Origin of the sequence: Paenibacillus alkalitolerans (assembly GCF_016482785.1) — a bacterium.
GTDB lineage: Bacteria > Bacillota > Bacilli > Paenibacillales > YIM-B00363 > Paenibacillus_AE > Paenibacillus_AE alkalitolerans.
Window position 1 is genome coordinate 38,608 of the sequence record NZ_JAEMXM010000003.1, and the last position, 21,287, is coordinate 59,894.

The 21,287-nt window shown below is 48.1% G+C and carries 21 protein-coding genes and 1 pseudogene; 19 read left to right on the forward strand and 3 right to left on the reverse strand.

What is annotated here, in order from left to right:
- Positions 1-378 precede the first annotated feature (378 nt).
- The 11 genes from JET16_RS06805 to JET16_RS06855 all read left to right on the forward strand — a co-directional run bounded on the left by JET16_RS06805 (position 379) and on the right by JET16_RS06855 (position 9,616).
- Positions 379-1,680, forward strand: a complete 1,302-nt coding sequence (locus JET16_RS06805; protein ID WP_199615072.1) for a hemolysin family protein — start codon at positions 379-381, stop codon at positions 1,678-1,680.
- A gap of 152 nt (positions 1,681-1,832) precedes the next feature.
- On the forward strand, positions 1,833-2,282 hold the full coding sequence (locus tag JET16_RS06810) for a MarR family winged helix-turn-helix transcriptional regulator (protein WP_199615073.1): 450 nt from the start codon (positions 1,833-1,835) through the stop codon (positions 2,280-2,282).
- Positions 2,283-2,332: 50 nt separating this feature from the next.
- Positions 2,333-3,388 (forward strand): flavin-containing monooxygenase, encoded by a 1,056-nt coding sequence (locus tag JET16_RS06815; RefSeq protein WP_199615074.1) that lies wholly within the window; start codon positions 2,333-2,335, stop codon positions 3,386-3,388.
- 48 nt (positions 3,389-3,436) lie between these two features.
- Positions 3,437-3,985, forward strand: coding sequence for an NAD(P)H-dependent oxidoreductase (locus JET16_RS06820; protein WP_199615075.1), 549 nt, complete (start codon positions 3,437-3,439; stop codon positions 3,983-3,985).
- A 65-nt stretch (positions 3,986-4,050) separates the two neighbouring features.
- Positions 4,051-4,863, forward strand: coding sequence for an arsenite methyltransferase (locus JET16_RS06825; RefSeq protein WP_199615076.1), 813 nt, complete (start codon positions 4,051-4,053; stop codon positions 4,861-4,863).
- Positions 4,864-5,081: 218 nt separating this feature from the next.
- Positions 5,082-5,405, forward strand: coding sequence for an ArsR/SmtB family transcription factor (locus JET16_RS06830; RefSeq protein WP_199615368.1), 324 nt, complete (start codon positions 5,082-5,084; stop codon positions 5,403-5,405).
- Between the two features lie 15 nt (positions 5,406-5,420).
- Positions 5,421-6,842 carry an arsenic transporter gene (locus JET16_RS06835; RefSeq protein ID WP_233531187.1) on the forward strand — a complete coding sequence of 474 codons (1,422 nt, stop codon included), beginning with the start codon at positions 5,421-5,423 and terminating at the stop codon, positions 6,840-6,842.
- Between the two features lie 56 nt (positions 6,843-6,898).
- Positions 6,899-7,324, forward strand: coding sequence for an arsenate reductase (thioredoxin) (arsC, locus tag JET16_RS06840; RefSeq protein ID WP_199615077.1), 426 nt, complete (start codon positions 6,899-6,901; stop codon positions 7,322-7,324).
- 5 nt (positions 7,325-7,329) lie between these two features.
- The gene (locus JET16_RS06845; protein WP_199615078.1) at positions 7,330-7,788 is read left to right on the forward strand and encodes a protein-tyrosine phosphatase family protein; all 459 of its coding nucleotides are present in this window, start codon (positions 7,330-7,332) and stop codon (positions 7,786-7,788) included.
- Positions 7,789-8,055: 267 nt separating this feature from the next.
- On the forward strand, positions 8,056-9,096 hold the full coding sequence (locus tag JET16_RS06850) for an NAD(P)-dependent alcohol dehydrogenase (protein WP_199615079.1): 1,041 nt from the start codon (positions 8,056-8,058) through the stop codon (positions 9,094-9,096).
- A gap of 127 nt (positions 9,097-9,223) precedes the next feature.
- On the forward strand, positions 9,224-9,616 hold the full coding sequence (locus JET16_RS06855) for a MerR family transcriptional regulator (RefSeq protein WP_199615080.1): 393 nt from the start codon (positions 9,224-9,226) through the stop codon (positions 9,614-9,616).
- A 121-nt stretch (positions 9,617-9,737) separates the two neighbouring features.
- Here JET16_RS06855 and JET16_RS06860 read toward each other — a convergent pair whose 3' ends face one another.
- Together JET16_RS06860 and JET16_RS06865 are read right to left on the reverse strand one after the other, a co-directional pair.
- Entirely contained in the window at positions 9,738-10,841 is a 1,104-nt protein-coding gene (locus tag JET16_RS06860; protein ID WP_199615081.1) for an MFS transporter, read from the reverse strand.
- A 168-nt stretch (positions 10,842-11,009) separates the two neighbouring features.
- Entirely contained in the window at positions 11,010-12,296 is a 1,287-nt protein-coding gene (locus tag JET16_RS06865; RefSeq protein WP_199615082.1) for an amidohydrolase, read from the reverse strand.
- Between the two features lie 191 nt (positions 12,297-12,487).
- On the opposite strand from JET16_RS06865, the gene JET16_RS06870 reads away from it, so the two are divergent.
- Genes JET16_RS06870 through JET16_RS06880 form a run of 4 tightly spaced genes read left to right on the forward strand, consistent with a single transcriptional unit; the run spans position 12,488 to position 15,325 of the window.
- Positions 12,488-13,411: an AraC family transcriptional regulator gene (locus tag JET16_RS06870; RefSeq protein WP_325176627.1), complete on the forward strand. Its 924-nt coding sequence runs from the start codon at positions 12,488-12,490 to the stop codon at positions 13,409-13,411.
- Positions 13,401-13,772 (forward strand): class I SAM-dependent methyltransferase, encoded by a 372-nt coding sequence (locus JET16_RS29990; protein WP_233531188.1) that lies wholly within the window; start codon positions 13,401-13,403, stop codon positions 13,770-13,772. Before JET16_RS06870 ends, JET16_RS29990 begins: the two co-directional genes overlap by 11 nt.
- Positions 13,756-14,064, forward strand: coding sequence for a hypothetical protein (locus tag JET16_RS29995; protein ID WP_233531189.1), 309 nt, complete (start codon positions 13,756-13,758; stop codon positions 14,062-14,064). Before JET16_RS29990 ends, JET16_RS29995 begins: the two co-directional genes overlap by 17 nt.
- 46 nt (positions 14,065-14,110) lie before the next feature.
- A complete protein-coding gene (locus JET16_RS06880; RefSeq protein ID WP_407673101.1) occupies positions 14,111-15,325 on the forward strand; it encodes a chromate transporter in 1,215 nt (404 codons plus the stop codon).
- A gap of 16 nt (positions 15,326-15,341) precedes the next feature.
- Here the strand turns inward: JET16_RS06880 and JET16_RS06885 are convergent, their stop codons facing one another.
- Positions 15,342-15,647 (reverse strand): winged helix-turn-helix transcriptional regulator, encoded by a 306-nt coding sequence (locus tag JET16_RS06885; RefSeq protein WP_199615084.1) that lies wholly within the window; start codon positions 15,645-15,647, stop codon positions 15,342-15,344.
- 251 nt (positions 15,648-15,898) lie between these two features.
- Between JET16_RS06885 and JET16_RS06890 the strand changes: the two are divergent.
- The 4 genes and pseudogenes from JET16_RS06890 to JET16_RS06905 form a co-directional block, all read left to right on the forward strand.
- A pseudogene (locus tag JET16_RS06890) lies at positions 15,899-16,285 on the forward strand (DODA-type extradiol aromatic ring-opening family dioxygenase); the annotation flags it as partial.
- Between the two features lie 16 nt (positions 16,286-16,301).
- Positions 16,302-17,063, forward strand: coding sequence for a GTP cyclohydrolase II (locus JET16_RS06895; RefSeq protein ID WP_199615086.1), 762 nt, complete (start codon positions 16,302-16,304; stop codon positions 17,061-17,063).
- 82 nt (positions 17,064-17,145) lie between these two features.
- On the forward strand, positions 17,146-19,356 hold the full coding sequence (locus JET16_RS06900; RefSeq protein ID WP_199615087.1) for a DNA topoisomerase III: 2,211 nt from the start codon (positions 17,146-17,148) through the stop codon (positions 19,354-19,356).
- A gap of 216 nt (positions 19,357-19,572) precedes the next feature.
- Positions 19,573-21,090: a malate:quinone oxidoreductase gene (locus tag JET16_RS06905; RefSeq protein WP_199615088.1), complete on the forward strand. Its 1,518-nt coding sequence runs from the start codon at positions 19,573-19,575 to the stop codon at positions 21,088-21,090.
- The last annotated feature ends 197 nt before the right edge of the window (positions 21,091-21,287 follow it).

Genomic DNA, 21,287 nt, shown 5'->3' on the forward strand with positions numbered 1-21,287 from the left:
CGTGAAAACCACACGGCCACGAGTTCGTTGGTGTGGTTGGGCAGGATGGGGCAGAGTTGCATGAAATTTTAGAGAACCTAAATAACAAAGCAGCATGATAAAAGTACACCAGAGGGTCGCCTTATAAATTCCTCAATTGAGAAAATAAGCTTTTGCGCTGAATACAGTCATTCTTTTATAATAAATATATCCAGATTAAGGAGGGGAAAATATGGACGATGAGCCGGAGGAACCGGACGAACCGGGCAACAGCATTCATGCTGTAATGACGATTAGAGTCAGGTGCAATTTGAAAACAACCTATTATCGCAGGCTATAAATTCTCTCCATCGTTTTTTAATTTATCATCTTTTAAAAATGATGGAGGTTGAGAATAAGTTGTTAACAGCAATCATGGTTCTACTCGTACTTATCGTATTGAACGCCTTTTTCGCCGCTTCGGAAATCGCTTTGATCTCATTAAACGATAACAAGATCAAAGTAATGGCGGAAGCAGGGGACAAGAAGGCGAGGCTGCTGCATCATCTTCTGAGCGAACCGAGCCGTTTCCTAGCCACGATCCAAATCGGCATAACGCTTGCGGGTTTTTTGGCGAGCGCCTTTGCCGCCGAGAGTTTTTCCGGTCAATTGTCTGAATTTTTATACGCAGCCGGAGTACCTTTATCCAAAGAATGGCTTGAAAATATTTCGGTCATTGTCATCACATTGATCTTATCCTATTTTACATTGGTGCTTGGCGAACTTGTGCCCAAAAGACTCGCAATGCAAAAGGCCGAGCCCATATCCAGAATTGCTGCAGTCCCGTTAAATGCTTTGTCGATCGTTACATCTCCATTCGTGAAATTATTGACGTTATCGACCAACCTGTTGGTTAGATTATTCGGCGTAGATCCTCACGCGAAAGAAGAGGAGATAACGGAAGAAGAAATTCGGATGATGGTGGATGTAGGGAAGGAAAAAGGGACGATTCAAGAAGCTGAAAAGATGATGATCGACAATATATTCGATTTCGACAATAAGATTGTGTTCGACATTATGACGCATAGAACGCACGTCGTCGGTATTCCGATCCATGCCACTTTAAAGGAAATAACCGCGTTGATCAATGCGGAACAATATACAAGGTTTCCGGTTTATGAAGATCACATGGATAATATCGTCGGGATATTGCATGTAAAGGACCTGCTTCGATGTATGGAACGAAGCGATGAAGAGGTTTTCGATGTAATGAAATTGATCCGAGCGCCGTATCTGGTTCCATTCTCCAAGAAGACCGACGAGCTGTTCAAAGATTTGCAAAAGAACAAAGTTCATATGGCCGTTGTTATCGATGAGTACGGTGGAACAGCCGGTATCGTCACCATTGAAGATTTGCTGGAGGAAATCGTCGGAAGCATTCTTGACGAGCATGACGAGGAAGAGCGAGCGGTCGAAAAGCTCGATGAGAATACGTATCTGATGGAAGGAACAATGAGCCTTGACGAAGTCCAAGAATACTTGAAGATTGATTTGCCGACGGAAGAATACGACACACTAAGCGGCTTCATAATAAATCAGTTGGGAAGGATCCCAGGCATAAACGACCGTCCTTCCATTGAGTTCAATGGCGTTGTGTTTAAAGTTGAAGGAGCGAATGAGAAGCGTATCGAATTAGTAAAAGTGTCCAGGGCAGAATTATAATATCAATTAACACCCACCTCCATTTATCGGTTTCAGATGAGTGGAGGTTTTTCATTGTCTACATTGAGACGCAGCTTCATCCGAACATCCATCCATATGATACTTGCAAAATACAAATAAATACTGTATAACAAAGTAAGAGGTGAACCACAGTGGAAAGCGTCCGCGAATTACTTCAAATCATGACCCGACGTTTTGGGTTTCTGAATAAAAATTGCTGTTCGATCGGCGGCTTCGACATATCTTTAGTCCAAAGCCATATTCTTTACGAAATTGATCGTCAGCATAAACCGTCCATTCAGAAAGTAGCGGAGGCGTTGGGGACCGATATCACAACCTTTAGCCGACAAATCCAATCCTTGATCAAAATGAAGTTAGTGAAAAAAATTCCCGATCCGGACGACCGCAGGGTGTATATCCTTTCGTTAACGACGGAAGGAAAATATGTGGCCGCGACAATAGACCAGCAAATGAACGCGTATTTAGAGGAAGTTTTCTCGCACATGAACGATTTTGAAAAAGAGACCGTCATTCGCTCCATTCGACTCTTAAACCAAGCGATGGCGAAATCCAGCCCTTGTTGTTCTACCCCAATGGGGTAATTTTTATTCACGAATACTTGCAATTTACAAATAAAGTGGAGGGTCTTGAAATGAACGAGATGCTTGATGCCATTGTCATTGGAGGCGGTCAGGCGGGTGTAGCCTCCGGTTACCACTTAAAAAAGAAAGGACTTCAATTTTTAATTTTGGAGGCAAGCGACCAGTCAACCGGTTCGTGGTCAAGTTATTACGATAGTCTTAAACTGTTCTCGCCGGCTCGCTTCTCATCGATGCCCGGGTTGAAGTTCCCCGGCCAGCCAAATGGTTATCCCACGAGGGATGAAGTCATTCGTTATTTACAGGATTACCGGGCAAAGTTTCAATTGCCGGTTATGAGAAACCAGCGTGTGGAATCGGTTGAAATGGATGAGAGAGGTTTTACGACACGCACAACGGCAGGGGATACGTTTCGGTCCAGAACCGTTATTAATGCAACCGGTTGGTTTCATAATCCGTATACGCCGGCAATAACCGGACACGAGATGTTTCAAGGACGCACGCTCCACTCTTCCGAATACCGGAATCCGGAGCCATTTCGCAATCAGCGGGTAGTGGTGGTGGGGCGCGGGAATTCTGCCGTACAGATCGGCGTTGAGTTGGCCGAGGTAAGTAAGACTTCATTAGCGGTGTTGAAGCCGGTTCAATTTGTGAATCAGAAGTTATGGGGAAAGGATTTGCATTTTTGGGTCCGGCTGATCGGATTTGACACCTTCCCTTTTTGGAGATTCGGGAAGACTGCGCCGATTTCAAGTGCTGTAAACGATACGGGAAGGTACAAAGAGCGGGTAGCGGCCGGAAAGCCGGATCAACAGCCGATGTTCACGTCCTTTTATCAAGACGGCGTCATATGGCCGAACGCGACAAAAGAACCGGTAGATACAGTGATTTTCGCGACAGGCTACCGGCCTCATCTTCCTTACCTTCAAGCGATCGGTGCGTTAGATTCGCAAGGCAGGCCGCTGCATAGTGCAGGTATCAGCATCGTTCCAGGTCTTTATTATGTAGGGCTCGAAGGACAGCGTTCCTTTGCTTCCGCTACCTTAAGGGGGGTGGGGCCGGACGCCAAGTTTGTTGTGAAAAAGCTCTTGAAGCATCTTAAGCAGTGAGTAATCGTGTATGTGCAAATTATGATCTTTGGGAAAGAAGTGAGTACTATGAATGTTCTTGTGTTGATTGCTCACCCTCATCTAAAACAGTCGCGTGTGAACAGAAGGTGGAAGCAGGAACTTGAAGGCGTGCCGAACGTGACGATACATGACCTCTACGAGCAATATTCTGACGAAAGTATAGATATCAGACGCGAACAGGAGCTCTTGCTTTCACATGAAAGGATCGTGTTTCAGTTCCCGTTTTATTGGTACAGCACGCCTCCGCTCTTGAAAAAGTGGTTGGACGAAGTGTTTACCTACGGTTGGGCATATGGACCCGGAGATAAAGCACTGAGGGGCAAGGAACTCATGTTAGCTATATCGGTTGGCGGACCGGAGAATTCGTACCGCGTTGGCGGGTACAACCACTACACGATCAGTGAACTGACTCGACCGCTCCAAGCGACAGCGAATTTGACCGGTATGTATTTTCTTCCTCACTTTGTCCTGTATGGCGCTGTCTCTGCCGGTGAGGAAACCGTCAACCGCAGCGCTGCAGACTATGTGCAGTATATTAACACGCCGCAGGCGCGACGATATCGGATGGCTCCTTAATCAACCGGTATGTTGTGTTGCAGCATGCTGATAAAGATAATTAATATCACAAGGAGTGATCTAATATGAATCAAGTAAATAACGATCAAATTCGTCAAAATGTTCGCGGGCGATACAAAGAAATTGCTATACAGCCGGTAGAGAACAGTTCGTGCTGTACGCCGGTTTCAACTAATTCCAGTTGCTGCGAATCGCCGGTGGATTTCGGGGATATCTCTGCCAAGCTTGGTTACTCAAGCGAAGAATTAGCATCTGTTCCGGACGGCGCCAATCTTGGTCTCGGTTGCGGCAATCCGCAAGCGATCGCCAATCTGCAGCCGGGGGAAATCGTGCTCGATCTTGGCAGCGGCGGCGGCTTCGACTGTTTCTTAGCATCGCGCCAAGTAGGGGATACCGGCCGCGTGATTGGCGTCGATATGACGCCGGAAATGGTAAGCCGCGCGCGTTCGAACGCCATGAAAGGCGGGTTCGCCAACACCGAGTTTCGGTTAGGGGAAATTGAACATTTGCCGGTCGCCGATCAAACGGTAGATGTTATTATTTCGAACTGCGTGATCAACCTTTCGCCGGCAAAGCAGCAAGTGTTTGACGAAGCATTCCGGGTCCTGAGTCCTGGCGGCCGCTTGGCTATATCTGATATTGTTACCACAACGGAGCTTCCTGCGGAAATAAAGAATGACCTGGACGTTATGTATTCAAGTTGTATTTCGGGCGCTTCTTCCGTTGAAGAAGTTAAAGCTATGTTGACGAAAAGCGGATTTACGAATGTGGCGGTTGAGCCAAAGGATGAATCGAAAACATTTATCAAAGATTGGATACCGGGGACCGAAATACAAAACTACATCGTCTCAGCGGTGATTACAGGAATAAAACCGTAATCGCTGAAGAGATGCCAGATTGATCAGCTCCGTCTCGAGTGGGATGGAGCTTTTGTGATCGACTTTTTCCTTTACATATTCTTAACAATATAATCAATTGCTTATATAAATAAATTGTTATATTATCATGTTGATTAATAGTAAGAAAGGAGCGCTGTATCCTTATCATGATGAAGAAATCGGAGGAGGACGTGCAATTATTAGAGGGGATGTCTTCTTTGGATAATGTAATCGAGATGGCCGAGAAGCTTAAACTTTTGGGCGATAAAACAAGATTAACGATGCTCATCCTCATGAAATCAAGGGATTTATGTGTTTGTGAATTCGTGGAAATATTAAATATGTCACAGCCAGGCGTCAGCCAGCACCTTAGAAAGCTGAAATCCCTCGGGTTAGTCAACGAAACAAGAAAAAGCCAGTGGGTATATTATTCCCTTAATGTTGAAGATAAGCCCTATATTAAGGCGGTCCTTGACCATGCACCCGATTTGAGTACATTGTTAAAGACCATGGAGGAAAGAGGACGCCCGGTTTGTGACTAGTACTGGAGGTTCGTTATGTCGCCTGATATCATCGCGGCCGTTGTTATTTTTCTGCTCACGTTAACGTTCGTCATATGGCAGCCAAGAGGACTAAATATTGGTTGGTCGGCTACGGGCGGAGCTGTCTTGGCTTTATCGTTCGGTGTAGTAAATTTTGATGATGTCATCACGGTAACCGGTATAGTCTGGAACGCGACGCTTGCGTTTGTTGCGATCATTTTGATCTCTCTCATATTGGACGAAATCGGTTTTTTCGAGTGGTCCGCGCTGCATATGGCTCGGCTTGCCAAAGGGAACGGCAACTTAATGTTTGTTTACGTCGTTTTGCTGGGAGCGGCTGTCGCAGCGTTGTTTGCAAATGACGGAGCCGCATTAATTCTTACTCCCATCGTACTGGCAATGGTGCGGGCTTTAAAGTTTCCCGACGCCATGGTATTACCGTTCATAATGGCCAGCGGATTTATTGCGGATACGACATCGCTGCCTCTGGTTGTCAGCAACCTTGTGAACATCGTCTCTGCGGATTATTTTGACATTGGTTTCGTGGAATATGCTTCAAGAATGATTGTTCCGAATTTCTTCTCATTATTTGCAAGTATTATGGTTCTTTATTTGTTCTTTAGGAAAAGCATTCCGAACAACTACAATATGGCGCAATTAAAGCAACCTAAAGACGCGGTTAAAGATCCTGCGCTGTTTAAGATGTCGTGGTTCATATTGGCGATACTTCTGATCGCTTATTTAACCAGCGAATTTGCACGCATTCCGGTTTCTTTCGTCGCCGGCGCCGTTGCAATCATTTTTATATTGGCAGCGAGAAGAAGTCCGGCAATCCAAACCAAGAAGCTTATTTTTGGCGCGCCGTGGGCGGTTGTCGTATTTTCCATCGGGATGTATGTCGTTGTTTACGGTTTGCGAAATGTCGGGTTGACGGACATGCTTGGCGAAGCGATTCAAGTCGTTGCCGATCAAGGATTGTTTGCGGCAACAATCGGGATGGGGTTCTTGGCGGCGATCCTCTCCTCGATTATGAATAATATGCCTACGGTTATGATCGATGCAATCGCAATCAAAAGCACGGCAACCGAAGGGGTTATTAGGGAGAGTCTCGTTTATGCAAATGTGATCGGCTCCGATCTCGGGCCTAAAATTACGCCGATCGGTTCTCTGGCCACGCTGCTGTGGCTGCACGTTTTGTCTAAAAAAGACGTCAAGATCACATGGGGATACTATTTCAAGATTGGCGTCATTTTAACGATTCCAACGCTGTTTATTACACTTATAGGGCTTTATTTATGGCTTTACTTTATCAATGCATTCAATACAAGTATCTGGCTGTCCATCGCCGTCATTGCTTTGGTGCTGCTCCTTATGATTGTTATTGTTAGAAGTATTCAGGTTTACAGACAGGCTAAACGAGGACAGGAAACGGGATAATCCCGAATCAGCAAGGTTTTTTAGGTTATACAGCATACGAAAGAGGAGAGGTTAACGTGGAGAAAAAACCTTTAGTTTACTTTTTGTGTACAGGAAATTCTTGCAGAAGCCAAATCGCCGACGGGTTCTTGAAGGCGTTGGGCGGGGACAAGTTTGAGGTGAAAAGCGCCGGCCTTGAAGCTCACGGATTAAACCCAAGAGCCGTACAAGTGATGAAAGAAACAGGTGTTGATATTAGCGGCCATACGTCGGACGTTATTGACCCGGAGATTCTCAATAAAGCCGATTATGTCATTACCCTTTGCGGTCATGCAGACGAGCATTGCCCTGTTATCAGCAACAAAAATGTCGTCAAATGGCACTGGGGCTTCGAAGATCCCGCCAAGGCGACAGGCAGCGAAGAGGAAATCATGGCTAAGTTCCGTGAAGTAAGGGACAGCATTAAAGAGCGGATATCCGCTTTTGTCAGGGAAGGGAAATAAGCGGAATGAACGGCGAAAAACAGTATCAGGCGTTAGTTGGAGAACAGATTTTCTTTGGCGGAGCGAATGACGTTGAACAAATGATCAAAGACGACAACTGCGAAATTATCGTAGATCTTAGGGCCGAAGCGGAGCAATGCGCCTATCCGGCCGGCGGCGTTCAATGGATCAAAATCCCGATCGGGGACGATTCCGGCGAAAACTTGGATGAGTTATTCAAAGATGCGGTAGATGCAATAACGACAGCTTACTCCGATAACAAGAAGGTCGGCTTTCATTGCGGCGGAGGAAAGGGCCGCACCGGCGCTGTCGCGATTGCAACGCTGTTGGCTCTGGGGTTAGCTTCCAATGTGGAAGAAGCCGAACAAAAGGTAAAGGAGATCCGCCCGGTTGTAAACGTAAAACCTTTCCAAAAAGAAGCGCTGTTACGCTTGGCGTGCTCAATTATCTTGGCTTCTAGGTGAATGACACGGAACAAGTGTTGGCCATGGGAGAACAAAGGTGACACGTAGTTGTCCGCAAGAAACTATTATGACTCCTATGAAAAATGCTATGCGGTTGCTTCGGCAACCGTTTATTTGTTTTTTTGGGTCATATTTTCGTTATGTTTAAAAACTGATGAAAATTATCATTGACTTGGAGTTAACTCCAAGTTGTAAACTCCTTAGAGAGGAGGATCATACAAGGGGACGCCACCTTTCAAAAATAGAGCGAAGGAGTAGAGAAAAAACATGTGTGAGACCCATGTTCTAAGTGTATCAAGCGCAAAAGCGCCGTTTGAAAAGACCACTATTGAGCGTAGAGAATTACGAGCGGACGACGTCTTAATCGATATTAAGTTTTGCGGTATTTGCCACTCCGACATTCACAATGCTTACGATGAATGGGGAGGCGGAATGTTCCCGATGGTTCCCGGTCACGAAATGGCCGGAGTCGTAAGAGCAGTCGGACCGGAAGTTACGAGATTTGCCGTTGGCGATCGCGTAGGTGTCGGATGCTTTGTCGACTCCTGCGGACAATGCGAATACTGCCTCCGCGGCGAGGAGCAATTTTGTACGAAAGGCGTTGTTTTATCCTATAATTCCTTAGATTACGACGGCAATCCGACATACGGAGGATACAGCCAAAAAATCGTTGTAAAGGAAGATTTCGTGGTCCGTATTCCGGACGCTCTGGATTTGGATGTTGCAAGTCCGTTATTATGTGCCGGCATCACCACATACTCTCCTTTGAAAAAATGGAACGCCGGCGAAGGGAAGAAGGTTGCCGTTGTGGGGATGGGAGGACTTGGCCACCTGGCGGTCCAATATGCGCATGCTTTGGGTGCTGAAGTAACGGTCATGAGTCAGTCTTTGAAAAAGAAAGACGAAGCCCTGAGTTTGGGCGCAGATCACTACTTTGCAACCAGTGATGCCGCTACATTTACCAAGTTGGCTAATAGTTTCGACCTCATCTTAAACACCGTGTCTGCAAATCTCGATGTTGATGCGTATTTATCCTTGCTTCGTGTAGATGGAACGCTTGTAAATGTCGGTGCGCCAGGCCAGTCGGATAAATACAATGTATTCTCCTTAATCATGCATCGGCGCAGCATTGCAGGTTCACTCGTTGGCGGAATCCGGGAAACGCAAGAGATGCTCGATTTCTCCGCTCGCCACGGCATTGCCCCTAAAATTGAGGTAATCCGTGCCGACGAAGTAGATAAAGCGTATGAGCGTGTTCTCCGCAGTGATGTGCGTTATCGATTCGTTATTGACATGTCGACATTGTAACTTGTAAAGACGCTTTCTATGGTCTTGAATCGGCTCTGATGGAAGGATGGGTTAGCCAATTCAATTGGTTGACCCATCTTTTGATCAAATTGACAATTATATCGTGGATTTGAGGAGGTGAAGGCGCATGGCGACGACGATTACTGAAATAAGCGAAAAGTTTGATATTCCACAGGATACACTCCGCTATTATGAACGTATCGGACTGATTCCTCGTGTAAACCGCAATAAAAGCGGGATCAGGGATTATACGGAAGAAGATTGCAGGTGGGTCGAATTTATCAAATGTATGCGAAATTCCGGTCTTCCAATTGAAGTGCTGATTGAGTATGTCGGGCTGTTTCAACAGGGCGATGAAACCATTGAGGCAAGAAAAGAGCTCTTAATCGGGCAGCGGAAGCAGCTTACAAAAAGAGTGGAGGATATGAAGAGAACGTTGGAACGCCTGGATTACAAAATTGCAAGTTATGAACAGTCAGTAGTTGAAACAGAAAAAGCATTAAGAAGACCAGGGGATTAGTTGAGGAGTATTAACAACGTGGAGCGTTATCTGCCGGATGCGGTTCAAGAATCTTTTTCCCGATACGTCCAACGCAAAACCAGCATAGCGGCAAAGCCCGCCGCAGTGAATCCCGCACAAATTAGAAAAAGCGTTCTCGGCCCGACCGTTTCATAAAGATATCCGCCAAGAGCGCCCGCGATCGCCATGGCAAGCGCGCCTTGGACAGCGCATACATCGTCTGACCGCTCGCCCGCAACGACCGGTCCGTCAAATATTCCACAAGCTGTGCGGCGGTATAAATATAAAACCCGAACGAAACGCTGTGCAGCAGTTGAATCAGGATGATATGGAACGGCGCGGTCGCAAAGCTCATCAGCAGCCAACGCACCGCAAATACCCCGGTCGCGGCAAGTAGCAGGTTAATCATCGATGCCCCATTCGGCTTCGAGAAGCGGTCCAGCAGCAAAAACAACGGCACCTCAAGAATGGCCGCCACAAACATCGACCAACCGATGCTCGTCTCCGTTCCTCCTAAATCCTCCACAAACAAAGATAAATATTGCGCGTTAATCGCATTCGGAATAAAGATGAACAAGCTAGCCAGCAAAAACAGGGCGAACTTGCCTTGCAGCAGTACGCCAGCCGATTCCCGAAACGTGATCGGCTGCATCCGTTTCTTGGCTTTGGCCGGAGGCCGGTGCAGCATCAGCCCGAGTCCGAAGGCGACCAGCATCGCCGTCCCATACACCCATCCAAGCCGACCGATACCCAGCGATTCAATGACCGGACCGGCCGCAAGAACGATCACCGCGTAGCCTAAAGATCCCCAGAGCCGGAAAGATCCGAATCGAAGCTCCGTATTTTCGATTGTCTGGAATACCTGTGAATTGTTAATCGGATTGATTGCGGTATTAAAAAAATAATAGAGCATCATTCCGATAAAAACGAGATAAAACGTCTTGACGTGGTATAGAAACTGGCTGGCAAGAAACGCACCCGCTATGAGAATGAGCAGCGTGAGCTTAATGTTTTGCAGCCTGTCGCTGAAAAAGCCCCACAACGGATTGGAGAATATCGCCACGATCGGTCCAATCGTCAGCAGCACGCCGATTTCGGTCGGCGAGAAGCCGTTGTGCTGCAAATAAAGCGGCAGGAACGGCAGGAACAGCGCAATCGTGCCGTACATGAAAAACATAAAAAGCTTTAACCGAAAATAGATGAACCGCTCCGACGACACCTTCATGATGACAGCTCCCGATGAAACATGATACTACTGGTCTATCATAATTCTAGCGGATTGACAATGCATGAACGGACTGGAACGGCGCATTTTCATATCTCCCACAACCTCTTCCAATGGTTAAACAAACCAATGACAAAATTGCCGGGTTTGAATAAGTTTAAAGGCTTCTTATAATCCTTCAACAATACGTTTCGCACGGGTCGATACTTCGCGCAGCAGCTCTTCCTCGTCGATCGTAATCAGCTGCCGATGCTTCATTAATACTTTACCGTTGACGATCGTTGTGTCCACATCCGCTCCGTTGACGGAATAGGCGAGCAGCGAATGAATATCGTGGACCGGCTGCAAATGGGGTTTTCTCATGTCGATTAGAATGATATCCGCCTTTTTGCCGGGTTCAAGCGTTCCAACCTCCGAATCGATAGTTAGCAGCTTGGCGCTCTCTATCGTTGCCATTCGGAGCACTTGTTCGGCGGGAAGCCTTTCGGGATCGCCGTAGTCCAATTTTTGCAGCCATGTCGCCGCCTTTATTTCTTCAAACATGTCCAACGTAGTCGCGCTTCCGGCACCGTCCGTTCCTATTCCTACCGTGATTCCTTGTTTCATCATTTCGGTAACAGGGGCAATTCCGCATCCGAGTTTCACATTGCTGACAGGGTTATGGCATACCCCGCCGCGCATGCCTTTCAATACCCTGATATCCCGCCGGTTCAAATGAACGCTGTGCGCCAACAAAACATGAGTCCGTTCAAACAAACCGAGATCATACAAGTATTCGGTCGGTGTCTGATTGTAAGTCTCTCTTATTTTGATTACTTCCTCTTTGGTTTCCGCTAGATGTGTGTGCAGGGGGATTTGTCTTTTTTGCGCCAGCAGCACGACCTCCTCCAACCCTTGGGGCGGGCATGTATAAGGGGAGTGGGGTCCCAGCATGGTCGTAATTCTGCCGTCGGCTTTGCCGGACCAACGGTCAATAAGGTCAAGCGCTTCTGTCATCCGTTTGCCGCCGTCATTTTGTAAAAACACCAATCCCCTCGTTAACGAGGCCCGCATCCCGACTTCCTCGACAACCTTCGCAATTTCATTCATGTGGATGTACATATCCGCAAATGCAGTGGTCCCCGATTTGATCATCTCCGCCATCGCAAGCTTTGCGCCCCAATAAATATCTTCAGGCGTCATTCTGGCTTCTGCGGGGAGCATCTTTCTTTCCAGCCAATCCATAAGCTTGAGATCATCCGAAAATCCGCGCAGCAAGCTCATCGGCGAGTGTTGATGCGCGTTGATCAATCCGGGCATCGCTGTCATGCCTTCGCCGTGAATGATTTCGTCGAAGTCGGCATTAATTTGGGGTTGAATATCCGCAATGCGATCCCCGTCAATGAAAATGTCTCCGACGAAGGGAGCCTCACCGTTCATTGTTACAATCATGGCGCCTTTAATTAAGATTGTCATATTAGTCCTCCAACTTTTATTTTGCTCATATGATAAACCTTCTCGTTACGTCAAGGTCAATGCATGAATGGCTGCTTGTTCGTATGATTGAAGCATCTTCCCTGAAATGATGGGATAAGATGGAATGTTGTGGTATATATAGTGCATGGCATTCGTTTATACTGTAACCAATGTCCGAAAGAGGTGCAGGCGTGAAGAAATCATCTGTTTTACCGGAAAATAAACCGATACAAAACGGCCGCCTCCTGAGTAGTGACAATCTGGGATGGGATCAAATTTCACTCTCCAAGTGGCAAGGGGTTGCCCCTCAGGAAGCTTTTGAGTCATCGTTATCCAAGCATCTGATTGTCATTCATACCACCCCCGGCCCGGTCAAGGTGTTTGAACGAGGTGACGGATTAAATGAAGAGGGGATCGCCCGCCCCGGGGACATCAACCTTTTCTCCGCAGGAGAGATGAGCTATTGCCGCTGGGAGGCCGATCTTTCTTTTCTTCGTTTGGAACTCGATCCCGCATTCGTGAAACAAGTTGCCCAGCAATCCGATTTCATGACCTCCGGCGGAAATATTGTACTGAACCATAAGCTCCGTATTAATGACCCTAAGCTGTTTCATTTAAGCCAATGGCTGCTCGATGAGCTTCAAAGCGACGGAGCAGGCGGCAAGCTTTATATCGACTCGCTGATCAATCTCCTGACGGTCCATCTTCTGCAAAGTTATACTTCCGCCTCAAAGAAAAAGCCGGCCGTACCCAGTAAATTGACGGAACAGCAGGTCTCGCGGGCCATCGAATATATGCACGCCAATATAGAGCGGGAAATATCATTGGAGGAGCTCGCGGCCGTAACGAATATGAGTCAATCATATTTGAGCCGTCTTTTTAAACAAGCTACGGGACTCAGTCCGCATCAGTACTTCATCAATATCCGCATTGATAAAGCAAAATCCCTCATTCAGAGCCGCAACTTTACGATGGCGGAAATCTCCGCCGCTCTCGGGTTTACGGACCAAAGTCATATGAACCGGCATTTCAAGCGAATCACCGGTTTGTCCCCCAGAGAGTTTCTTCTCACACGTTCAAGCTTGATTCACGGGAGTGAACTGAATGAACAATGAAAAATTGATTCAAAAGTTTGATAAACAAGCAAAAGTGTACGAAATGAGAAGGAGAAAGCAGTCGGAAAAGAAGTGGCGTGAAAAACTAATCCGCAGCGCAAGAGGAACGGTTCTGGAAGTCGGGGTCGGCGCTGGAGCGAATTTTCAATTTTATTCTCAAGACGTAGAAGTAACGGCAGTCGATTTCAGTAAGGAAATGCTAAGTAAAGCAGAGGAAGCGGTTGTTGAAAGCGGTGTTCGAGCGAAATTCATTCACTCTGACATTGAATCGCTTTCGTTTCCGGACGACGCATTTGACACCGTTGTATCCACATTGACTCTATGCGGATACCAGGATCAAGGTATTGACGTCATTCAATAAATGGTGCAAGCGTGACGGTTTGATTCTTCTAATGGAACACGGACTTAGTTCAAATCGATTCGTCGGTTATTTACAAACGGCGATCGATCCTGTTTTTATTAAAGTTTCCGGCTGTCATCTGAACCGCGATTTGACTCAAATTTTTCAACAGTCCAATATTCGAATTAACAAAGTGGAGCATTATCTGCTTGATGCGGTTCAATTGGTATGGGCTGCGCCGAATAAAGATGTTGGTGGAGAGTATAATCCAGAAGAAACTGTGCGGCAGGAAGAGGGCGTACGGGGACAATAGCGAAATTGTATCATGAAGCCAAATTGAATAAGGAGAATCGTAATTCATGGAAACCAACCGGCAAGCGGGGGCTCGCAGCGGTATGACAAGCAAGCCCGGTGCGCTTATGGAAGTCCTCGGCGTATCGACGAAACTCGGATTAACTTCATTCGGGGGGCCGATCGCCCACCTCGGCTATTTTCACGACGAATACATTCGCCGCCGCAAGTGGATGGATGAGCGCAGTTACGCCGATTTGGTGGCATTGTGCCAGTTTCTGCCCGGACCGGCCAGCAGCCAGGTCGGTATCGGCATCGGCGTCATTCGTGCAGGTCTGCTAGGCGGTTTGATTGCATGGCTCGGCTTTACGCTGCCCTCTGTCATTGCGCTGGTTCTATTCGCCTTATTGCTTCAAGGCTTTGATATTGGCGGCGCAGGATGGATTCACGGGCTTAAAATCGTCGCCGTAGCGATTGTCGCTCATGCGATTCTTGGTATGGGACAGAAACTGACACCTGACCGGAACCGGGCGACCATCGCGATTATTGCGGCATCCGTCACCCTTTTGTGGCAGACGGCGTTCAGTCAGGTGCTGTTGATCATTGCGGCGGGTATAATCGGACTTTGGATGTACCGAAAAACGGCAATTCCGGAAGCTCCCAACTTGCCGGTGCCTGTAAGCCGTGGTCTTGCTGTCATTTGTCTAGTTCTCTTTTTTGGTTTATTGATCGCGCTGCCTCTGCTCCGACAGTTTTTCGCCGGTGGTTGGCTGCCGTTATTCGACAGCTTTTATCGTGCAGGTTCTCTTGTATTCGGAGGGGGTCACGTTGTACTCCCCTTGCTTGAAAGGGAATCGGTGCCCGCCGGATGGGTGAGCAGCCAGGACTTCCTCGCCGGCTACGGCGCAACGCAAGCGGTTCCCGGACCGTTATTCACCTTTGCCGCATACTTAGGGGCGATGGCAAACGGAATTTCTGGGGCTTTAATCGCGACCGGGGCTATTTTTCTGCCCGCATTCTTGTTAATCATAGGAGCTCTTCCGTTTTGGAATTCCCTACGTAAAAGTCCGAAGGTACAGGGCGCTTTGATCGGCATCAATGCAGCGGTTGTGGGCATCCTTCTCGCCGCGCTGTATAATCCGTTGTGGACTACTGCGATTTTGACTCCCGCTGATTTTGCGTTGGCTGCGATTTTGTTTATTTTGCTGGTCTTCTGGAAAGTGCCGCCTTGGGTAGTTGTTTTGTCAGGAGCAATAGGAGGAACTCTTGTTTCTTATTTGTAAAGCTGCGCTTCAAACTTCACACCAGCCACTTTGATGCCCAAGCATAGATTTCCCTAATGATCGGTTCAACTTCTCTGCCTTTTTCCGTCATTTGATATTCTACTCTGGGAGGAACTTCAGCATAAATCGTCCGGGTCACCATTCCGGCGGCTTCGAGCTCCTTTAACCGCTCGGAGAGAAGGCGGCCGCTGGCATCGGTATCATCTTCAAGCTGATAAAAACGTTTGGGACCGGAAAGAAGATGATACAAAATAATAATTACCCATTTCTTGCCCAATATCTCCATTGCTTCGGTCACGAGGCATTTTTTTTGTTCATTCATATGGATCCCTCTAATCTGTTAAGGTACTTATTATTATAACATAAAGAAATGACTTGAAATAATAAAGTTACTATTATATAGTTTTATTACAAATAGTAAGTGAAGTGAAGCCGGATTTCCCTCCGAGTGATCTTTTTTTGTTTTATTACTTACTTTTAATAATATAGTTGTATTTAATCACTTTTGAAAGCGGGGTAATAACATGGTTCCAGCTTTATTTATCGGTCACGGTTCGCCAATGCTGGCCCTTTCAATTGTCGGTGAATCCGATTTTGCCGCCCAAGGAACAATATAACATCGGCATGGCGCTGCAAGGGCTTGGTGCGGAAAACATTCTGGTCATCGGAAGCGGGACTACGGTGCACAATCTTCGTTGGTTTTTCCCTGATGCCGCGGAACCAAAACCTGAAGCGCTACAATTTGATGATTGGATCATTGACAAAGTGCAAAGCCGGGATATCGATTCGTTGGATCGTTATGTGGAGTCGGCGCCTCATGCGCGGTTGGCGGTTCCGAGGGCGGAACATTTCGCACCGCTCTTTCTGGCCATGGGCAGTGGAGAAGGGGAGAAAACTCCTGTTGTCATTCATCGCTCATATGAATTTGGCACATTGAGCAATTTGTGTTTCGAATTTTAATTGAGGTGACAGAACTATGCCCGCTACAAAAATTTTCGACCCGCAAGTCGTATCGCTATTGCAAGAGAAAGTGCAATTGATCCAAACCGGCGAGGGAGCAATATATCTTGTCGGACCCATTAATTTACCGGTTAACCTGATGGGGGAAACCGTCGAGTTCAGGTGGTATTGCTGGCTTAATTGCAGCGAAGTGACGGACGATATGGAGCGTATTATCGCCAAGCTGTCTTCCGCCAATTTAGCCGAATTTCAACAATCGAGCGTACTGGTCCATGGGGATTTCCGAAACGTCGATCACGCATTGATCCGGTTCCACTCCATCTGTCACACCGGAGATATTTTCGGCAGCAAACGCTGCGATTGCGGATATCAGTTGAAACAGTCAATGAAGCATATTGCCGAACACGGCCATGGCGCTCTGTTTTATTTGGCCAATCATGAAGGCAGGGGCATCGGGTTGTTCAGTAAAGCGATGGCTTATATTCTACAGGAGAACGGATACGATACCGTGGATGCCAACCATAAGCTTGGGTTTGTCGATGATGCGCGCGATTACAGCGATGCGATAGAAGTGCTGAAAGCGCTCCGGACCAAGCCTGTAACGCTCATTACGAACAACCCGAGAAAGCTGGAGGCGTTAAAAGCGGCAGGCATGGACGTCGAGGACCGGGTGCAGCTTTGGGGAGATGTCTCCGAATACAACGAGAAATATTTGAAGACGAAAATTGAGCGGTCCGGACACTTGAATGAAGGCGAAGGCTGCTGCCACAACGATTGATTCCTTAGACGGACTACGGTCCAGACGCAACCGAATTATGGTATAGTGTTCATAGTTCGCAAGGAAAAGGAGTCAACACGGTATGACGAAACGATTGATTTTGGCGGAAAAGCCTTCGGTCGCGCGGGATCTGGCGCGTGTGCTCAAATGCGGTAAAAAAGGGGACGGGTTTCTGGAGGGGGCGAACGACATCGTCACCTGGGCGTTAGGTCACTTGGTGACGCTGGCGGATCCCGAATCCTATGACGATAAATATAAAACGTGGCGACTGGAAGACCTGCCGATGCTGCCGGAGCGTCTGCAACTGACGGTCATCCGACAGTCGAGCAAGCAGTTCGCCGCGGTGAAGTCGCAGCTAGTCCGAAAAGACGTGAGCGAAATTGTGATTGCGACGGACGCCGGCCGAGAGGGAGAGCTGGTCGCGCGCTGGATTATCGAGAAGGCGAACGTCCATAAGCCGATCAAGCGGCTGTGGATTTCTTCCGTCACGGACAAAGCAATTCAGGACGGATTCCGCCAACTAAAGCCAGGGAAGGACTACGAGAATTTATATTATTCCGCAGTCGCACGTTCGGAAGCCGATTGGTACGTCGGACTCAATGCAAGTCGGGCGCTGTCGACGAAATTCAACGCGCAGCTCAACTGCGGTCGCGTTCAGACGCCTGTGGTGGCGATCATCGCGCAGCGGGAAGACGAGATTAACCATTTTCAACCGAAAACGTATTACGGCATCGAAGCGCACACGAATGAGAAGCTGGTCTTAACGTGGCAGGACGGCAATGGGAGCAGCCGTAGCTTCGATGCGGAACGCGTGGCGGCGATCGTGAACAAGCTCGGTCGCCAGAATGCGGTCGTGACGCAGATTGACCGGAAGCCGAAGAAGGCGTACGCGCCGTCTCTGTACGATCTGACGGAGCTGCAGCGCGACGGCAATAAGCAGTTCGGCTTTTCCGCGAAGGATACCCTTAGCATTATGCAGAAGCTGTACGAGCAGCATAAGGCGGTCACCTATCCCCGTACGGATTCGCGGTATTTGTCTTCGGATATGGTCAATACGATTCCGGATCGTCTCCGAGGCTGCGGCGTCGGTCCGTACCGCGCGCTGGCGGCGAAGGTGTTGAAAAAGGGGATCCCGGCTTCCGCCGCGTTCGTCGACGACAGTAAGGTAAGCGACCATCATGCGATCGTACCGACGGAGGAGTCGGTGAATTTGTCCGCGCTCAACGATAAGGAGCGGAAGATCTACGACCTGATCGTGCGGCGGTTCCTGGCCGTGTTATATCCGCCGTTCGAGTACGAGCAGCTGACCGTGCACGCGGCGATCGGCGGCGAGGCGTTCGTGGCGCGGGGGAAGACGGTGCTGCAGGCGGGCTGGAAGGAAGCGTACGACCATTCGTTCAACGAAGAGGAGGCGCCGGACGACATCCGGGAGCAGCTCCTTCCGCGAATCGAGAAGGGTCACACACTGGCGATCCGGCTGATCGCCCAGACGTCGGGGCAGACGAAGCCGCCAGCGCGATTTAATGAAGCGACGTTGCTTTCAGCGATGGAAAACCCGGCGCCTTTCCTGGCGGCGGACCAACGACAGCTGAGCGATACGCTCAAGTCGACGGGCGGCCTCGGGACGGTTGCGACGCGCGCGGATATCATCGAGAAGCTGTTCAACTCGTTCCTCATCGAGAAGCGCGGAGGCAAGGACATCTACCTCACATCGAAGGGAAAGCAGCTCTTGGAGCTCGTCCCGGCCGACTTGAAATCTCCGGCGCTGACGGGAGAATGGGAGAGGAAGCTGGAGCGAATCGCGAAGGGGCAACTGAAGAAGGACCTTTTCATAGCTGAGATCAAGCAGTATACGAGAACGGTCGTTTCCGAAATCAAGGGCAGCGACAAGACATACAAGCACGAGAATCTGACCCGAAAGGCTTGCCCGGACTGCGGGAAAGCGATGCTAGAGGTGAACGGGAAGAAGGGGAAGATGCTCGTCTGCCAGGACCGCGAATGCGGACACCGGAAAAACATCTCGCTCGTAACGAACGCCCGTTGTCCGCAATGCAGGAAGAAGCTGGAGCTTCGCGGCGAGGGAGAGGGGCAAATTTTCGTCTGTGCGTGCGGCTATCGCGAGAAGCTGTCGGCGTTCCAAGCGCGGCGCGAGAAGGAAACGGGCGGCGGCAAGATGGATAAGCGGTCGGTGCAAAAATTCCTGCAGACGCAGCGGCAGGAGGAGCCGATCAATAATGCGCTTGCGGAAGCTTTGAAAAAGTTGCAGCTTGGCGGGGACGATGGGGGCAAATAAGCGGGAGACCAGAAGCCAACTAGATTCAGTGTATTCACGAAAAAGTATAATTTTAGGTCATGTACAATTATTTAAATCTATAAATAATAGTGATACACTATGATAGGGTTAATCCAGAGAAAGTTGTGTGACTAGGTCGCGCCTTGGCTTGCTGTAGCGCCTAAGCAGGAGCGCCTACATCCTTTCTGCAATTCTTAGGGTATAAGGACGGTAAAAATGAGCAACGGACAAACTAGAACAGACGTTATCTTAATTGGTGCCGGAATCATGAGCGCGACTTTGGGGTCATTGCTGAAACAATTAGTACCGGACTGGGAAATTACAGTCTTTGAGAGGCTCGCAAACGCAGGAGAGGAAAGCTCTAACGAATGGAATAATGCGGGAACGGGGCATGCGGCACTGTGCGAGCTTAACTACACCGTCGAACAACCGGACGGATCCATAGATATTAGCAAAGCTATAAAAATTAATGAAGAGTATCAGATTTCAAAGCAGTTTTGGTCTTATCTTATAAACAGCAATCTGATACGTAATCCGCGGGACTTTATCGTGTCATTGCCTCATATGAGTTTTGTACAAGGGGAACAAAATGTAACGTTTTTAAAGAAACGTTTCGAAGCGCTATCTGACAATCCTTTGTTTCAAGGTATGGAATTTTCCGATGACCCGGGAAAACTGATGGAATGGATTCCGCTTATGATGAAAGAACGCACATTGAATGAACCTATAGCGGCAACAAGAATCGAATGTGGAACCGATGTCAACTTTGGCGCTTTAACGCGTATATTGTTTGACCACTTAAAGAGTAAAAACGTCGATATAAAATTCAAACATAATGTTGATGATATTAAACGTACCAGCGACGGCTCGTGGGAATTGAAAGTGCGGAATGTCGATAGCGGTACCGTCGAACGGCATACTGCAAAATTCGTCTTTATCGGCGGCGGGGGAGGAAGCCTGCATTTGCTGCAAAAATCCGGTATTCCTGAAGGAAAAGGTATTGGAGGATTTCCGGTAAGCGGAATATTTATGGTGTGTACCAATCCCGATGTTGTGGCGCAGCATCATGCAAAAGTATACGGCAAAGCTAAGGTTGGCGCTCCGCCAATGTCTGTTCCGCATCTTGACACAAGATATATCGATAATAAAAAATCGTTGCTCTTTGGACCGTTTGCCGGCTTCTCGCCAAAGTTCTTAAAAACCGGTTCAATGTTCGATTTAGTAACTTCCGTAAAACCGAATAATGTCTTAACTATGTTGGCAGCAGGCGCAAAAGAGATGTCATTGACAAAATACCTGATCCAGCAAGTTATGTTATCGAAAGAGCAGCGCATGGAAGAGTTACGCGAGTTTATCCCGAACGCCAAAAATGAGGATTGGGATTTAGTGGTAGCTGGGCAACGTGTGCAGGTTATCAAAGATACTCCTGCCGGCAAAGGAACGCTTCAATTTGGTACGGAAGTTATTAGTGCCGCTGACGGGTCGATAGCTGCATTGCTCGGCGCTTCTCCGGGTGCTTCTACCGCCGTTTCCGTCATGCTTGAGTTAATAAAAAAATGTTTTCCGCAACATATAAAAGCGTGGGAACCGAAAATAAAAGAAATGATTCCTTCTTATGGCGTGTCACTGTTGAAAAACCCGGACCTTATCCGCGAAATTCATGCTTCAACAGCGCGGACGCTTGATCTAAGCGAAAACTTGCAGTTACAGATAGCACGCCGAACCGTATCATAACCAGTTCCGGAAGCGGATCGGGAGTTCGGAATAAATTAATAAAACAGCGGCAGTCTAAGACTTATTATGCGTCTTAGGCAGCCGCTGTTCGCGTTTCATGTCCCGACGAGTTTCAATGTTCTGGAAGTAACGATTGCCGCTGCCCAATATGACTGTTAAATGGCGTGCCGTAACTTATTCGTAATAAGTATCGTCTA

Bases quoted from the DNA above. Each gene is read 5' to 3' on its own strand.
- JET16_RS06815 (WP_199615074.1), top strand. From the start codon at position 2,333: ATGAACGAGATGCTTGATGCCATTGTCATTGGAGGCGGTCAGGCGGGT.
- JET16_RS06820 (WP_199615075.1), top strand. From the start codon at position 3,437: ATGAATGTTCTTGTGTTGATTGCTCACCCTCATCTAAAACAGTCGCGT.
- JET16_RS06825 (WP_199615076.1), top strand. From the start codon at position 4,051: ATGAATCAAGTAAATAACGATCAAATTCGTCAAAATGTTCGCGGGCGA.
- JET16_RS06835 (WP_233531187.1), top strand. From the start codon at position 5,421: ATGTCGCCTGATATCATCGCGGCCGTTGTTATTTTTCTGCTCACGTTA.
- JET16_RS06845 (WP_199615078.1), top strand. From the start codon at position 7,330: ATGAACGGCGAAAAACAGTATCAGGCGTTAGTTGGAGAACAGATTTTC.
- JET16_RS06850 (WP_199615079.1), top strand. From the start codon at position 8,056: ATGTGTGAGACCCATGTTCTAAGTGTATCAAGCGCAAAAGCGCCGTTT.
- JET16_RS06855 (WP_199615080.1), top strand. From the start codon at position 9,224: ATGGCGACGACGATTACTGAAATAAGCGAAAAGTTTGATATTCCACAG.
- JET16_RS06860 (WP_199615081.1), bottom strand. From the start codon at position 10,841: ATGAAGGTGTCGTCGGAGCGGTTCATCTATTTTCGGTTAAAGCTTTTT.
- JET16_RS06865 (WP_199615082.1), bottom strand. From the start codon at position 12,296: ATGACAATCTTAATTAAAGGCGCCATGATTGTAACAATGAACGGTGAG.
- JET16_RS29990 (WP_233531188.1), top strand. From the start codon at position 13,401: ATGAACAATGAAAAATTGATTCAAAAGTTTGATAAACAAGCAAAAGTG.
- JET16_RS06880 (WP_407673101.1), top strand. From the start codon at position 14,111: ATGGAAACCAACCGGCAAGCGGGGGCTCGCAGCGGTATGACAAGCAAG.
- JET16_RS06885 (WP_199615084.1), bottom strand. From the start codon at position 15,647: ATGAATGAACAAAAAAAATGCCTCGTGACCGAAGCAATGGAGATATTG.
- JET16_RS06895 (WP_199615086.1), top strand. From the start codon at position 16,302: ATGCCCGCTACAAAAATTTTCGACCCGCAAGTCGTATCGCTATTGCAA.
- JET16_RS06900 (WP_199615087.1), top strand. From the start codon at position 17,146: ATGACGAAACGATTGATTTTGGCGGAAAAGCCTTCGGTCGCGCGGGAT.
- JET16_RS06905 (WP_199615088.1), top strand. From the start codon at position 19,573: ATGAGCAACGGACAAACTAGAACAGACGTTATCTTAATTGGTGCCGGA.